The organism is Candidatus Zixiibacteriota bacterium (assembly GCA_040752595.1).
Lineage (GTDB): Bacteria > Zixibacteria > MSB-5A5 > WJJR01 > WJJR01 > JACQFV01.
This window is the reverse complement of the sequence record JBFMGX010000002.1, coordinates 1-13966: the sequence shown is the minus strand read 5'-3', so window position 1 is coordinate 13966 and position 13966 is coordinate 1. Positions and strand designations below refer to the sequence as shown.

At 62.7% G+C, this 13966-nt stretch carries 15 protein-coding genes; all 15 read right to left on the bottom strand.

Features of this window, described 5'->3' with window-relative positions; translation table 11 throughout:
* Positions 1–254: 254 nt before the first annotated feature.
* The 15 genes from fusA to AB1792_00180 all read right to left on the bottom strand — a co-directional run bounded on the left by fusA (position 255) and on the right by AB1792_00180 (position 13965).
* Positions 255–2342 (bottom strand): elongation factor G, encoded by a 2088-nt coding sequence (gene fusA / locus AB1792_00250; GenBank protein ID MEW5700652.1) that lies wholly within the window; start codon positions 2340–2342, stop codon positions 255–257.
* 188 nt (positions 2343–2530) lie between these two features.
* The gene (locus AB1792_00245; protein ID MEW5700651.1) at positions 2531–3469 is read right to left on the bottom strand and encodes a YafY family protein; all 939 of its coding nucleotides are present in this window, start codon (positions 3467–3469) and stop codon (positions 2531–2533) included.
* A 143-nt stretch (positions 3470–3612) separates the two neighbouring features.
* Complete coding sequence (locus tag AB1792_00240; protein MEW5700650.1) at positions 3613–4392, bottom strand: electron transfer flavoprotein subunit beta/FixA family protein; 780 nt, start codon at positions 4390–4392, stop codon at positions 3613–3615.
* 36 nt (positions 4393–4428) lie between these two features.
* Complete coding sequence (rnc, locus tag AB1792_00235; GenBank protein ID MEW5700649.1) at positions 4429–5196, bottom strand: ribonuclease III; 768 nt, start codon at positions 5194–5196, stop codon at positions 4429–4431.
* Positions 5197–5383: 187 nt separating this feature from the next.
* Entirely contained in the window at positions 5384–6670 is a 1287-nt protein-coding gene (fabF, locus tag AB1792_00230; protein MEW5700648.1) for a beta-ketoacyl-ACP synthase II, read from the bottom strand.
* A 68-nt stretch (positions 6671–6738) separates the two neighbouring features.
* Entirely contained in the window at positions 6739–6981 is a 243-nt protein-coding gene (acpP, locus tag AB1792_00225; protein MEW5700647.1) for an acyl carrier protein, read from the bottom strand.
* A gap of 142 nt (positions 6982–7123) precedes the next feature.
* Positions 7124–7912 carry a 3-oxoacyl-[acyl-carrier-protein] reductase gene (gene fabG, locus AB1792_00220; protein MEW5700646.1) on the bottom strand — a complete coding sequence of 263 codons (789 nt, stop codon included), beginning with the start codon at positions 7910–7912 and terminating at the stop codon, positions 7124–7126.
* Positions 7913–7937: 25 nt separating this feature from the next.
* Entirely contained in the window at positions 7938–8888 is a 951-nt protein-coding gene (gene fabD / locus AB1792_00215; protein MEW5700645.1) for an ACP S-malonyltransferase, read from the bottom strand.
* Between the two features lie 59 nt (positions 8889–8947).
* Complete coding sequence (locus AB1792_00210; protein MEW5700644.1) at positions 8948–9946, bottom strand: beta-ketoacyl-ACP synthase III; 999 nt, start codon at positions 9944–9946, stop codon at positions 8948–8950.
* Positions 9943–11010: a phosphate acyltransferase PlsX gene (plsX, locus tag AB1792_00205; protein MEW5700643.1), complete on the bottom strand. Its 1068-nt coding sequence runs from the start codon at positions 11008–11010 to the stop codon at positions 9943–9945. The genes AB1792_00210 and plsX overlap by 4 nt, the downstream gene beginning before the upstream one ends.
* 64 nt (positions 11011–11074) lie before the next feature.
* A complete protein-coding gene (gene rpmF / locus AB1792_00200; protein MEW5700642.1) occupies positions 11075–11257 on the bottom strand; it encodes a 50S ribosomal protein L32 in 183 nt (60 codons plus the stop codon).
* Positions 11258–11316: 59 nt separating this feature from the next.
* Positions 11317–11841: a DUF177 domain-containing protein gene (locus AB1792_00195; GenBank protein MEW5700641.1), complete on the bottom strand. Its 525-nt coding sequence runs from the start codon at positions 11839–11841 to the stop codon at positions 11317–11319.
* Positions 11842–12138: 297 nt separating this feature from the next.
* Positions 12139–13179 (bottom strand): ferrochelatase, encoded by a 1041-nt coding sequence (gene hemH, locus AB1792_00190; GenBank protein ID MEW5700640.1) that lies wholly within the window; start codon positions 13177–13179, stop codon positions 12139–12141.
* Positions 13180–13195: 16 nt separating this feature from the next.
* Positions 13196–13810: a tRNA (guanine-N7)-methyltransferase gene (locus AB1792_00185; GenBank protein ID MEW5700639.1), complete on the bottom strand. Its 615-nt coding sequence runs from the start codon at positions 13808–13810 to the stop codon at positions 13196–13198.
* A 59-nt stretch (positions 13811–13869) separates the two neighbouring features.
* Positions 13870–13965, bottom strand: coding sequence for an IS3 family transposase (locus AB1792_00180; GenBank protein MEW5700638.1), 96 nt, complete (start codon positions 13963–13965; stop codon positions 13870–13872).
* Between the last annotated feature and the right edge of the window lies 1 nt (position 13966).

Sequence of the window (13966 nt, the reverse complement as noted above, 5' to 3'; positions counted from 1 at the left end):
CTTCAAAGTCACCCAGGTCGCCTGCATTCGCAAACTGCTGGTCATCCTGAATGCGATGGTCCGAGACGGAGTACATTGGCAGCCCAATCACGCCTGAACCGCGTGAAAAAAGAACACAGTTGCTACATGCTGGCAATTGAATCGGGTTGTAGGGGCACAGCGTGCTGCGCCCAAAGAAGCGTTGCTTTGCGCATGACCGTCGCCCGGCATGGCACGCCGCGACCCTACAGTATTCGAAGAGACCACGATCACACCTACTCCTCCGCCGCCTTCTTGGCGGCCTTGGCATCCTCGATCACTTTGGCGGCGATTTCGCGCGGGACCTCCTCATAGTGGGAGAACTTCCGCGCGTGCGTCCCCCGTCCCTGAGTCAGGGAGCGGAGTATGGTCGAGTACTTGTACAATTCCGCCAGGGGCGCCTGCGCCCGGATGCGCTGCCACTTGTTCATCGGTTCCATGCCCAGAATCCGGCCCCGGCGGCTTGACATGTCGCCCATCACGTCGCCGGTGAAATCATCGGGGACACGGATCTCTATCTCGTAGATTGGCTCGAGCATGACCGGGTGGCACTTCAGGAAGCCCTCACGAAACGCCATCAAGCCGGCGATCTTGAACGCCATGTCGGAGGAGTCGACATCGTGGTAGGAGCCATAGTAGACGGCGACCCGGACATCGACGACCGGATGCCCCGACAGCCCGCCCTCGAGCATCGCTTCGACAACCCCCTTCTCGACCGAGGGAATGAACTTCGAGGGGATGACGCCGCCGGTGATCTCATCGACGAACTCGAATCCCTCGCCCCGTTTCCGCGGTTCCAGACGCAGGAAGACGTGACCGTACTGGCCACGTCCGCCGGTTTGCTTCTTGTGCTTGTATTCCATCTCGGTCTTGGTGGTGATCGTCTCGCGGTAAGGGATGCGCGGCTTCTCCAGGGTGACGTCAACGCCAAAGCGCTTCTTGAGCTTGCTGGTCACGACGTCGAAATGCAGTTCACCCTGGCCATAGAGGATCGTCTGGCGAATGTCGGGATGCACTTGGTGGAAGAATGTGGGGTCCTCCTCGTGCAGTCGGGACAGTCCGGCGCCCATTTTCTCTTCATCGCCCTTGGCGGCCGCCTTGACCGCCATGTCCAGAATGGGGGGCGGGAAGTCGATCGGCGGCAGGACGATTTTGGCCTTCTTGTCCGAGAGCGTGTCGCCAGTGTGCGTTGACCGCAGCTTGACGAGCCCACCGACGTCGCCGGCGCTGAGCACGCCGATCTCGGCTCGTTGCTTACCATTGAGAACGTAGATCTGCCCGATCCGTTCGGTCTCATTGCGCGTGGTGTTGGCGACCTCATCGCCGGCACGCATATGCCCCGAAAAGACACGGACCAGCGACAACTCGCCGACATGTGGCTCGACAACAGTCTTGAAGATGAACGCGGCCAACGGCTCATCGGGGGTGACTTGACGTGTCACGGACGCTTCGCTGTCCGGGTCCTTGCCGGTCGGCGCCGGTCGATCAAGGGGCGAAGGGCAGTAGCGGTCAATGAATTCCAGGAGCGGCTTCACTCCGGCGGCGGTGCTGGCGACGCCACAGAGGATTGGGAAGACGCGGCCGCTGGTGACGGCGGCCCGCAGCCCTTCATGCAGCTCGTCATCCGTGAGCTCGCCGGTTTCAAAGAACTTCTCGAGGAGTGCGTCATTGGCTTCGGCTGCCGCTTCGACCAACCGACTCCGGGCCGCCTGCGCCGCCCCTTTGTCGCCATCGGGGATCGGCTTTTCACTGGCAGTCCCGGAGGCGTCGAAGCTGTACGCCTTCATCTTCATCAGATCGATGACCCCTTTGAATTCCATGGCCTGCCCCATCGGCCACTGCACAGGAACAGCGCGGACACCATAGCGCTCGGCGAGCGCTTCAACGCACTTCGGGAAGTCCGCGTGCTCCTTATCCATCTTGTTGATGAAGAAGACGCGTGGGAGTTCCCCGTCGTCCAGCGTCTGCAGCACATGCTCGGCGCCTACCTCGATGGCCGCCGGGGCGTTGAGAAGGCACAACACGGTGTCGGCCACGCGCAGTGCGCTGCGCACCTCGCCGTGGAAGTCCGCATAGCCGGGGGTGTCCATGAGATTGAGCTTGCGCCCCTTCACCTCGGCATGAGCCAGGGCCAGCGATATCGACATGCCACGGCCCACCTCCTCCTCGGAGTAGTCGGTCGTGGTGTTCCCCTCTTCGATTTTGCCCATGCGACTGACCACGCCGGAGCAGTACAGCATCGCCTCACACAGCGTGGTCTTGCCCGTGCCGCCATGACCGACCAGCGCCACATTGCGGATGTTGTCGACAGTGAACTCCTTCACAATTCTCTCCTTTGGTTCCCTGGCCCGGAGTGCCCTCAGGCGAAACGACAAAAATACCCCCCGACCGGGTGCAGGTCAACCCCGGAAGCACGAATCACATCGCCGACTGTCAATGCCATGCAGAAGGCCGGCGGGCTTCCCACCCGTCGGCCTTGTGCGTGCCGCGCCGATTTCTCTGCCTGCGTGAGCTATGACTTTGGCTGCCGATAGGCCGACAGAGTTTCCCGCGCCTGACGACGGACCCATCGGACCAACGCCGGCGGTGACACGACACGCGCCTCGCCGCCGAATCCCAAGATCCGCCGCCCGAATTCCTCGACGGAGTTCACGGTGACCGTGTAGAGCAACGAGCCGCCGCTCGTGCTGGCGACGTGTTTGGAAGGATGGCGGCGCGTTCCGGCCACGACCCGGGCCGCACTCCCGGTGAAGCGGACCGTAGCGGTGAATGGAGCCCCGAGGTAGACATCCCAATTGTGCCGAAAGAGCCGCTCCAGCGAGACGGTCGGGTCGCGTTTGAAGGTGTGGCTGGTGACGGCCAGCGCACGGATTCGCCCCAGCCGGAACAAACGGTGTTCATGAGTCTTATGGCAGAAGGCGACGAGATAGTACGCGTGCCCACGAAAGACAATGAACAGGGGATCGACACGTCGCGTGCTCTGTCCGGATGACAACGAATCGTACTTCAGATCCAGTGCGCGGCTTTCCTCGATGGCGCACGTGATCACACCCATGAAGCGTGGATCGAGACCGGGATCGGTGTCGGAACGTGGCCGGACCGCCAGGCCCTCCTGTCTCCGGCCTCCAGGCTGCCAGGCGTTCAGCTTCGCGCCGATGCGGCGCAGCGTGGTGCGGTACGCAGCGGTCGACGCCAGAGGCCAGGCATCGAGCGCCGCCCGGAGAAGGCCCTGCTCCTCCGGAGTGAACTGCGGCGGCGGCAGGGAACCGGTGGGAAGCAGACGGTAGCCGTTGTCATAGTAGATCGGGTAGTTCGCGCGGCTGATGGTGTCGATGTCGCGGTAGATCGTGCGCGGCGTGACGTCGCATTCCTGCGCCAGACGCGCGACCGACAGCGGACGCGGCGAGCGCAAGAGCATCAGGATGTGGAGTAGACGGTCGTGACGGGACATGCGGCGTCTCCGCGCAAGAGCGCGCGATCATAATAGCATGCATAACAGAATAGCACAAGGGGAATGCGAATGACCGCGAGGAGCATGCGTCGCGTTGTGCCACGGGTCTTCAGACCCGCGCGCTCGCCCTCCGCATAGGCTACTCAGATCACTTTCGCCGCGCGCAGCTTCTCGAAGAGTGCCAGCGCAACGGCGGGCGGTTCCCCTTCGAGGCGCTCGCAACCCTGACGGGCGGGGGGGGCATGGACAGTGCGAACATGAGTGGCGGAATTGGCGCCGACGGTTGCCGGGTCGACACCCAGGTCAGTGGCGGACCATCGCTCGATCGGCGCGCTCTTGGCGCGGAGTTTCCCCTTCAGCGACGGCAGACGCGGTTCATTGATCTCCTTGACCACGCTGATGACCGCCGGGAGCGAGAACGCGACACGGTCAAATCCATCCTCGGTCATTCTCAAGACAGTGGCTCGGCTACCTTCGAACGACTCGATCTTCTTGACGAACAACGCTTGCGCCCATCCCAGAAAGCCGGCCGTCGCGCCGGGAACAACCGAGCGGTCCGTGTCGACCGCATTCTTCCCCATCAGGCAGAGGTCGACCGACCCGATCTTGCCGATAGCCGCCGCCAGAATCCGGGCGATCGCAAGACCATCCGAGCCAACGAAGGCCGGATCGGTCAGCAACACGGCACGATCGGCACCGAGCGCCAGCGCATCGCGCAATGGCGACACCGCCGATTCCTCGCCGCAAGTGACCGCCGTGACCGTGCCGCCGTGCTTCTCTTTAAGCCGCAAAGCCTCCTCGACTGCATATTCGTCAAAGGGGTTCATGGCTCCCGGCGCTTCCGGGAGCATCACCTGACCGGAATCGCCGACCCGGACGAGCGCAATCTCGGGCACTTGCTTGACGCACACGACAAGATTCATCTCAACATCCTTTCACTTCGGCGAAACACGTAAGCGTCAGGTTGTCAGCAGCGCGTCGGCGTTGTCCGCGGCCAGGACCCCCAGTGTCATCAGCGCCTCGCGCGCCGCGCGTTGTTCCGCTTCCTTCTTGTTGGCGCCTGTGCCCCTGCCGACGCTCCGACCATCGGCGCGGACAATGACCGTGAATATCTTCTCGTGATCAGGACCGGATTCGCCTGCGACCTCGTAGCGCGGCATCCCCAATCCGCGCCCCTGCAGATACTCCAGCAACTCCCCTTTGTAGTTGACCTCCAGTATGTCCCGTGCCTTGCCGGAGAGCGAACGGATCAGGGTCCGTTCGATGACCGCGGCGGCAGCGTCGAGCCCGCCGTCCAGGAAGATTGCTCCGAGCACGGATTCGTAGACATCCGAAAGGATCGAACCGCGCCGACGCCCTCCGGCTTTGTCCTCTTCCGGGGACAGCCGAATGTACGCCCCCAGCCCTTCTCGCTTGGCCACGACCGTCAGGGTCTTGAGATTCACCAAGGAGGCCTTGAGCTTGGTCAATTCCCCTTCCGTCTTGCCGGGATGACGGAGGTACAGGTGCCGCGCCACGACCAAGCCAAGCACCGAATCACCGAGGAATTCGAGCCGCTCGTAGGTGGGATCACCGTGGACTGAGTAGGCGTACGAACGATGGGTCAGAGCCTCTTGGAGCAGCCGCGGATCGCGGAAGCGGTATCCGAGGATCTCTCCTTCGGCCGCATGACGCGCGGGCGTGCGCCGGCCGGAAATTCGGAATAGCCGGGAGAACCAATGGGGCATGCATGAACTGACAGAACCGGAAGCCGTCTGCTTCAAGCGGGAGCATCGTCCCCGGTTCCCGATCGGCAGGAATCCCTATCCGTGCCCTGGCGGACCAGAGCGCGGATAGCGCCTCCTTGGGACGGGAGAACCTGGGGCACGCTGCCATGAGAGTCGGGCCTGCTTGAAACCGCGGCCGCGCTGTCTGTCACCTCCCACCGTCGGCGGTGTAGGCGCCGACCACGAGTGTGATGTTGTGTCCACCGAACCCGAAGGAATTGGAAATCGCCAGCCGCACAGGACGTTCGACCACGCGCTTGGCCGCATAGTCCAAGTCGCACTTCGGATCGGGATTGTCAAGGTTGGTGGTCGGGTGGACCTTGCCGGTTTCGATCGACTTGACGCAGGCGATCAACTCGGCCGCGCCCGCGGCGCCGAGGAGATGACCGACCATCGACTTTGTCGAGTTCGTGATCAACCGGTCGGCATGGACTCCGAAGACGCCCCGGATCGCCTCGGTCTCGCTGATGTCGCCCAGATCCGTGGCGGTGCCGTGCGTGTTGATGTAGTCGACGGCTTCGACGGGAATCCCGGCGTCATTCAGCGCCGCCCGCATGGCCCGTTGTGCACCCTCGCCCTGCGGCGCCGGGGCGGTGATGTGATAAGCATCGGCCGACATGCCCACTCCGAGCATCTCCGCCAGAATCGGCGCATCGCGTCGGACCGCGCTTTCGAGGGCCTCAAGGATCAGGATGGCGGCGCCCTCCCCCATGACAAAGCCATCGCGGTCCTTGTCGAAGGGACGCGAGGCCCTCGCCGGTTCGTCATTGCGCGTTGAGAGCGCGCGGGCGGAACAGAATCCGGCCAACGCCGCGGGGGTGATCGTGGCTTCCGATCCGCCGGTGACCATCAAATCGGCATCCCCGCGCTCGATGAGGCGCATCGCATCGGCGATCGCATGCGCCGAAGAGGCGCACGCCGACACGGTCGCAAAGTTCGGTCCCTTCAGCCCATAGCGCAAGGACACCTGTCCGGCGCTCATGTCGGCGATCATCATGGGAATGAAGAAAGGCGATACGCGCCCCGGTCCCTGGTTGACCAGCGCCAGATGCTGCTTTTCGAAGGTGTCGATCCCGCCGATGCCCGAGCCGATGACCACGCCGCAGCGGTCGCGATCGAGCCGTTCCAAGTCCATGGCCGCGTGGCTCACCGCCTCGTCGGCGGCACCCAGCGCCAACAGTTGTGCCCGATCCAACCGACGGACTTCCTTTTTGTCGGCGATCGTGTTGGGATCGAGATCTCTCACCTCGCAGGCGATTCGCGTCGGAAACGCGGAGGCATCGAACGCGGTGATCGTCCCCGCTCCGGAACGTCCGGACAGCAGGCCGTCCCAATAGGCGGGCACGTTGTGTCCGATCGGCGTGATCGCGCCGACGCCGGTCACGACCACGCGACGACGGGGACGGCCATCACGATGAAACTGGTCCTGCCTCATGGCATTCGCTCAGCGCTGGTCAGAACAGACTCGATGGACCGGATCGGTACCCGGGTGCCGATCCTCTGTCATTCGGGCTTGGCCCTGTCCTTGATGTAGTCAATGGCGGCCTGAACGGTGGCGATCTTCTGCGCTTCCTCGTCGGGGATCTCCAGTCCGAACTCCTCCTCCAGGGCCATGACCAACTCCACGGTGTCGAGTGAATCGGCGCCCAGATCGTCGACAAAGGCGGCCTGATTCGTCACCTGCTCGGCGTTGACACCCAACTGTTCCACGATGATTTTCTTGACCCGTTCCTCTACCGATGGCATGTACGCTCCTCCCTGCCCGTGCTACTGTTGGTCACTTCACCATTTCCGTATGCCTGCAAACAGCCGGAGTTAATCAAAAAACGTCTCCGCTCGCAACCCAAAATCCCCGTGCGTCACCGTCCGCGTTGGGGCACGACTCCACCTACGCCATCACCATGCCACCGTCAACGCGGAGGGTCTGCCCGGTGATGTAGTCACTGGCGGGCGAACAGAAGAAGGCCACGGCCTCGGCGACATCCTCGGGCTCTCCAAGGCGTGCCAGCGGTATACGCGACCGGTAGGCGTCCTTGACCGTCTCCGGCAACTGGTCCGTCATGGCGGTCTTGATGAACCCCGGGGCCACGGCGTTGACGGTGATGCCGCGCGGCGCCAGCTCCAACGCCATCGCCTTGGTCAGGCCGATGATGCCCGCTTTGGCGGCGACATAGTTGGCCTGACCGACATTCCCCATCTGTCCGACCACGGAGGCGATGTTGACGATCCGTCCCCACCGCGCCTTCATCATCCCCCTGGCGCATCGGCGCGACATCGAGAATGCGGCCACCAGGTTTAGTTGCAGCACCGCATTGAAATCGTCATCGCTCATGCGCACCGCGAGTCCATCCCGCGTAATGCCGACGTTGTTGACGAGAATCTCGACTACGCCCCACCGCTCCTCGACTTGGCCACACACCAGGTCCACCGACTTTGGCTCGGACAAATCGGCTGCGATCGCCATCGCCTGAATGTCTGCGTCGGATAGACGCCCGGCCTGATGCCCCAGCGCCGTTTCATCGCGATCACAAATCGCGATCCGATGACCGTCGCGGCCGAGCCGTCGGGCAATCGCGGCGCCGATCCCCTTGGCGCCTCCGGTGATCAAGACAATTCGCGACTCTGTCCTGCGTCGGTCGGACGAAATGGTGGTCGGCTGCTCAACTGACTTGGGCATCTTGACCTCGGATGGAACGTTACATTCACGACGGCTTGCCGGCCGTGCTCTCGACCCCGGCCCAAGCCGCCAAGTCGGCGACGGTATCCAAAGAGAGCGCTTCGGCCCCGTCGAGCACAGTCTTGGCCAGCCCCAGCAGCACCTTCTTTGGACCCACTTCGATCAGGCGCGTCGTCTGTTCCCGTTGCAGCCGCTGCATGGTAGGAAACCAGAGCACCGGTTGAATCAACTGGTTCAGGAGACAGGACTTGATCGTGCCGGGATCGGTCGTTGGGTCGGCCGTGACATTCAACACCACCGGCCGCTGCGCCGGACGGAACGTCAGCGTGTCCAGAACGGGGGCCAGCCGCTCCGGCGCGGGATGCATCAACGGTGAATGGAAGGCGCCGCCGACAGCCAACGGGATGACACGCTTGGCTCCCGCCTCGCGGGCCAACGCTGAGGCCACGTCGATCCCCGCCAGACTGCCGGAGATGGCGATCTGTTTCTCCGCATTGAAGTTGGCCGCCACGACGATCTCGCCACCCTTTGACGCCGAGGCGCAGGCCGATTGCACTGCTTCGTACCCGAGGCCGAGGATCGCCGCCATGGTACCTGGATGGGCATCGCACGCTTCCTGCATGAACTGGGCACGCTTCGCCACAGCCAAAAGGCCGTCCTCGTACGTGAGCACACCGGCCGCCACGAGCGCGGAGTATTCGCCCAGTGAATGCCCGGCTGCAAACTCGAAGGTCAGACCCTGCTCGGACGCCAGTCGATGCATGATGCAGGAATGCACGTAGATCGCCGGCTGTGTGTGAATCGTCTGCACCAGTCGTTCCGCCGGCCCGCGAAACGACAACTCCGCCAGATCATAACCCAGGACACGGCGTGCCGTCTCGTACATCTCCCTCGCCATGGCGTGGGCCGCATGCAGATCGGCTCCCATGCCCACGTACTGGGAGGCCTGACCAGGGAACAGGAGTGCTGTGCGCATACCCTGTGGATGCCTTGTGATGGAAGTCACAGGATCGGAGCGTCGGGACGGACCGACGACTACAGGCGGAACAGCGCCGCCCCCCACGTCAGTCCGCCCCCGAAGGCGACGGAGAGCACGGTCGATCCGGGCCGCAGGCGGCCGACGCGGCGCGCTTCATCCAGCGCAATGGGAACCGAGGCCGACGATGTGTTGCCATACCGCTCGATGTTGACGTACACGTGCTCCGGATCGATGTTCAGGCGTTTGCCCACGGCTTCGATGATCCGGATGTTGGCCTGATGCGGAATCAGCAGATCAATCTCACGGGAGGTCAGACTGGCCTCGGCCATCACGCGCTCGGCGGCGTCGGCCATCTCACGCACGGCCAGCTTGAACACCTCGCGCCCATCCATGTAGATGAATCGGCCGGTGTCATTCACGGTCTCTGCCGTCAGCGGGCGGCGTGACCCGCCGAGCGGGATGTGCAGCAGCTCCTGGTACCTCCCATTGCCCGACAGATACGTGGCGAGAATGCCGCGTTCCTCTTCGCCGGGACGTGACGGTGTCACGATGGCAGCACCGGCACCGTCGCCGAACAGGACGCAGGTGTTCCGATCCTTGTAGTTCGTGATCGACGTCAAGTACTCCGTGCCCACCACCAGTACGCACTTGTGAGTCCCGGAGACGACGAAGGCCCGGGCGATCGAGAGCCCATAGATGAAGCCGGCGCAGGCCGCGACGATGTCGAACACCGTGGCCCGTCCTGCGCCCAGTTTCCGTTGCACGATCGTCGCCGTGGAAGGCAGCTGGTAATCCGGAGTCACGGTGGCGATCACAATTGCATCCAGATCACCAGGACCCAGACCGGCGTCATCGAGCGCCTGCCGCGCGGCCGCCACCGCCATGTCGGAGTTGCCGAAGTCGCCGGAACCGTTCAGGACATGCCGCTCGCGGATTCCCGTGCGCTCGACGATCCAGGCATCGGACGTGTCGACCATCCGCTCGAAGTCAGCGTTCGTCAGAATGGTCGGCGGCGCGTAGTGGCCGGTCCCGCGTATCACCGCATTCCGTGTCATGGTGCGCTCTTCTCGTTCCTCGGGCCGTTATCAACGCCGACTCCGTTCGGCACCGGCGCATACTCGGCCAGCGCCTCGACAATGTGCTGGTTGACGTGGTGATCGGCGCTCTTGGCTGCAGCCCAAATGGCGTTCTTGATCGCTCTGGAAGAAGATGACCCGTGGCAGATCATGCAGACGCCGTCCAAACCCAAAAGCGGCGCGCCGCCGTATTCGGCATAGTCGAACGTCTTCTTCATGCGGCGCAAGAACGGCCCCATGAGAATGGCGCCCAGATGCGAGAAGTAGTTGCGGCTGATCTGACGCCGCACCGCATTGATCAGGAACCCCTGAATCGACTCGGCAAACTTCAACATGATATTCCCGACGAACCCGTCACACACGACGACGTCGGCGCGACCGCGCAGGATGTCGCGGCCTTCGACGTTGCCGACGAAATTCAGGGGCGTGCCGGACAGGATGCGATGCGTACTAATGGTCAGTTCCGTTCCCTTGCTTGATTCTTCGCCGATCGAGAGCAGCCCGACACTGGGACGGTCTTTGCCGATGACGGATTGCACGTAGACCGAGCCCATTACGGCAAACTCGAGAAGATTCTGCGGTTTGCAGACGGGATTGGCGCCGGCGTCCAACAAAAGCGTGCTGCCGGTCTCGGACGGGAACATACACGCGATCGCCGGACGGGATACACCGGTCAGACGCCCGAGATCGGCGAGCCCGGCGGCCATCACCGCCCCGGTGTTGCCGGTTGAGACAACGGCATCGCCCGAGCCGTCCTTCAACAGCCGCATGGCAACCCGGATGGAGCTGTTCTTCCGTCGCATTCCCTCGGTGGCCGCCTCGTGCATCTGCACGACTTCCTCGGCATGAGCGACTTCGATCCGCTCGCCGTTGAGGTGATTTCGTGCCAGCTCCGCGCGCAGGACCGCCTCGTCGCCGACCAGCAGGATCTGCAGCGGCGTCGTGGATTCACGGACCGCCTCGATCGCTCCCGTCACGCAGACAGACGGGCCGAAATCCCCGCCCATCGCGTCAAGAATGATCGTAGGTATCGGCTGGGACATGCATCGAACCGCGGTCGTATTGGCAAGGACGCAATGGGAACAGAAACCCGGGACGGTTCAGCGCTCACGAAGAACGCGCGGGCACGATCTCCTGGCCGTTGTAGAACCCGCATTGTGGACAGACATGGTGCGGGCGTCGCAGACTCGAACACTGTGGACACACCGACAGTTCCGGCGCCTGCAACTTCCAGTGTGTGCGACGCTTGGCGCCGCGTGTGTGCGAATGACGTCGTTTCGGCAGCGGCATACGGGAGTATTTCTCTCTTTCTCTCTGTGGCGGGCCTCCGCCAGGTTCACGATCGCCGGCTACGATGTCCTGTTTGTGTTGTTTCGCCGTCGATCATCCAGCAATCTCTCCAGTCCTGCCAACGGTCCGCTCGGCGACTTGTCTTGACAGGCACATGGCTCATGGTTCAGGTTGTTGCCACAGCCGGCGCATAATCCCGCACAGTCCACGCGGCAGAGCGGGTTGTGCGGCGCGGCCAGAAGCAGAAACTCCCGTACGAGGCCTGACAGGTCCCAAGCCGGCGCACTTTGAGGCAACAAGAAGAAGTCCTCGTCGCCGGTGTCCCTGGCCACTTCCCCGTCGGGAACCACGTTGGCCACCGCACGAAACGGCTCGTCAAAGACCAACGGGAACTCATCCAAACAACGCACGCAGGTCGCCGTTCCCTTCGTGGAGACCCGACCCTCCACGACCAGCTCATCCTGCGTCTTCTGCACCGTCAGGTTCACCCTCACGGCGCGGTCAAAAATGCACGTATCCGTCTGCAAATGCAAGTCGTTTGCCGACACCGTGAATTCCCGGGTGACAGTCCCTTCCGGAAGCATGGTAAAATCGAGCACCACGGCGCGAGAAGCTACCTCTGTCCCAGCTAAAGTCAAGGCAATTCTCGTGTTGACGTCATTTCCGACGAGGCCCTCCATCTATCCACGGCTCTGATGCGAGCCACATTCCATTGAACATACATAAGTCAAACCCTGGATCGTTGCTTGGGTTCCGGAAGCCCAATCAGAATGGTGAAGCAAACATTCCTGTCTATTCATGATCGTGCGCAGACAGGAATTCCTACGCCACCAAAGCAAGGTCCTTGGCCCTTGCAGGCAAGCACGCTTGAAGTGTCGATTCTAAGCATAATCTGAACGACACCACCCGCTCAAGACTTCGATCCACCTCGGATGGTCATTCAAACACGGGATCAAACGGAATTCGCTGCCACCGGCTGCCCGGAAGGACTCCCTGCCCCGGATACCGATTTCCTCCAGCGTTTCGAGGCAATCAGCCACGAAGGCGGGGCAGATCACCACCAACCGTTTTACTCCGGCTTGCGCCAAACGCACAAGTTCGTCACTTGTGCACGGCTCCAGCCAGCGGCTGCGCCCCAGTCGCGACTGAAAGGCAACGGAGTACTGGTCGGAGCGCAGACCGGTTCGCTGTACGAAGGCCGCCGTCGTCTTCAACACCTGCGCCCGGTAGCAAGTGGCGTGTGCCGGCGATGGCGTGGTGCAGCAATCGGGAGTCGAAAGACAGTGCGAGCGCGTGGGGTCGCTCTTGCGGATGTGCCGTTCCGGCAGACCGTGATAGCTGAACAGCAGATGGTCGAAACCGGCGGTCAGATGTTCCTGCGCCGCCATGACCAGCGCGTCGATGTAGTCGGGGTCCTCATAGAACGGAGGTCGGACAATCAACTTGAGATCGCGATGCGTCCGTAGGAGCACCTTTCGTGCGGCCACGACCACAGATTCGTACGTCGACATCGCATAGTGCGGGAACATCGGGACCAAAAGGACTTCGTGCGCTCCCGGGACCGACGACCGCAATTCGTTGATCCCATCAGCCAACGATGGGCGGCCATAGCTCATCCCGGCCGCCACCGGCATCGCCAATCGGTCGCGTAATGCCGCCGCGACACGCTGCGAGATGGCGATCAGTGGCGATCCTTCATCGGTCCAGATCGCGCGATAGGCCTCGGCTGACTGCCTGGGGCGAAACGGCAGAATCATCCCGGAGACGATGAACTTGCGCAGCGGCCACGGCAGGTCGATCACCCGCTCATCCATAAGGAACTGGCCCAGGTAACGGCGCACATCCGGCACAGCAGGGCTGTCGGGCGAACCCACGTTGGCCAAGAGAATGCCGCGTCGGGGATGGTCCATGCTACTGTTCACTCCAGGCATCCGCTCATTACACGCGGACCAGGCACAGACGCCGGATGGCACGACCGGCCGCCGTCTGCATACGCTCGTAGTAAGTTGTGGGAACACGCTGCCAACGGCTGTCGCTGTCGGTATCGACGACGACCTGGACAGCAGGCACCATCGCCGCCTCTTCGACAATCCCGTCCGCGTACGAGGCCACGTCAGTCTTGATCAGAAACTCGCCGCCTGGCTTCAAAGTCGGCGCGACAGCCCGGAGGAACTCCGCCGTGATCAGTCTGTGAAACGCCTGCCGTCGCTTCGGCCATGGATCGGGGAACAACGCAATCACCTGCTCCAGACTGCCGGGAGCGACCCAATGGTGCCACACGACGCGCGCGTCACCGTTCAACAGTTGCACGTTCGTCAGTCCGGCGGCCTTTACGCGACGGACCAGTTTGGTGAACCGCTCATGGCTGACTTCGATCGCGGCAAACCGCCGATTTTTGTCACCGGCGGCCAGCGCCAGAAGGAGTTCCCCCTTTCCGGGACCGATCTCCACTGCGTCGGCGTCGATGCGCTCCACGCCCTCGGGATGAGTGAAAACCGGCCGCTGAGCCAGATGCTCCAACGGGAAAGCCCTGACTCTGAGCGGGGGAGCCATCGTCACCACTGACTCTCTTCAAGTCGCTTTGATCTTCCCCCGTTTTCGTTGACACTCGGTTAGATAGATTTCCCCTGCAAGTGCTCCTCAAACTCAATCGGACTGAGATCGTTCAGGCTGGTGTGCATGCGTTCCCGGTTGTACCAGCCCTCGATC

Bases quoted from the DNA above. Each gene is read 5' to 3' on its own strand.
- AB1792_00245 (MEW5700651.1), bottom strand. From the start codon at position 3,469: ATGTCCCGTCACGACCGTCTACTCCACATCCTGATGCTCTTGCGCTCG.
- AB1792_00240 (MEW5700650.1), bottom strand. From the start codon at position 4,392: ATGAATCTTGTCGTGTGCGTCAAGCAAGTGCCCGAGATTGCGCTCGTC.
- rnc (MEW5700649.1), bottom strand. From the start codon at position 5,196: ATGCCCCATTGGTTCTCCCGGCTATTCCGAATTTCCGGCCGGCGCACG.
- fabF (MEW5700648.1), bottom strand. From the start codon at position 6,670: ATGAGGCAGGACCAGTTTCATCGTGATGGCCGTCCCCGTCGTCGCGTG.
- acpP (MEW5700647.1), bottom strand. From the start codon at position 6,981: ATGCCATCGGTAGAGGAACGGGTCAAGAAAATCATCGTGGAACAGTTG.
- fabG (MEW5700646.1), bottom strand. From the start codon at position 7,912: ATGCCCAAGTCAGTTGAGCAGCCGACCACCATTTCGTCCGACCGACGC.
- fabD (MEW5700645.1), bottom strand. From the start codon at position 8,888: ATGCGCACAGCACTCCTGTTCCCTGGTCAGGCCTCCCAGTACGTGGGC.
- AB1792_00210 (MEW5700644.1), bottom strand. From the start codon at position 9,946: ATGACACGGAATGCGGTGATACGCGGGACCGGCCACTACGCGCCGCCG.
- plsX (MEW5700643.1), bottom strand. From the start codon at position 11,010: ATGTCCCAGCCGATACCTACGATCATTCTTGACGCGATGGGCGGGGAT.
- rpmF (MEW5700642.1), bottom strand. From the start codon at position 11,257: ATGCCGCTGCCGAAACGACGTCATTCGCACACACGCGGCGCCAAGCGT.
- AB1792_00195 (MEW5700641.1), bottom strand. From the start codon at position 11,841: ATGCTTCCGGAAGGGACTGTCACCCGGGAATTCACGGTGTCGGCAAAC.
- AB1792_00185 (MEW5700639.1), bottom strand. From the start codon at position 13,810: ATGGCTCCCCCGCTCAGAGTCAGGGCTTTCCCGTTGGAGCATCTGGCT.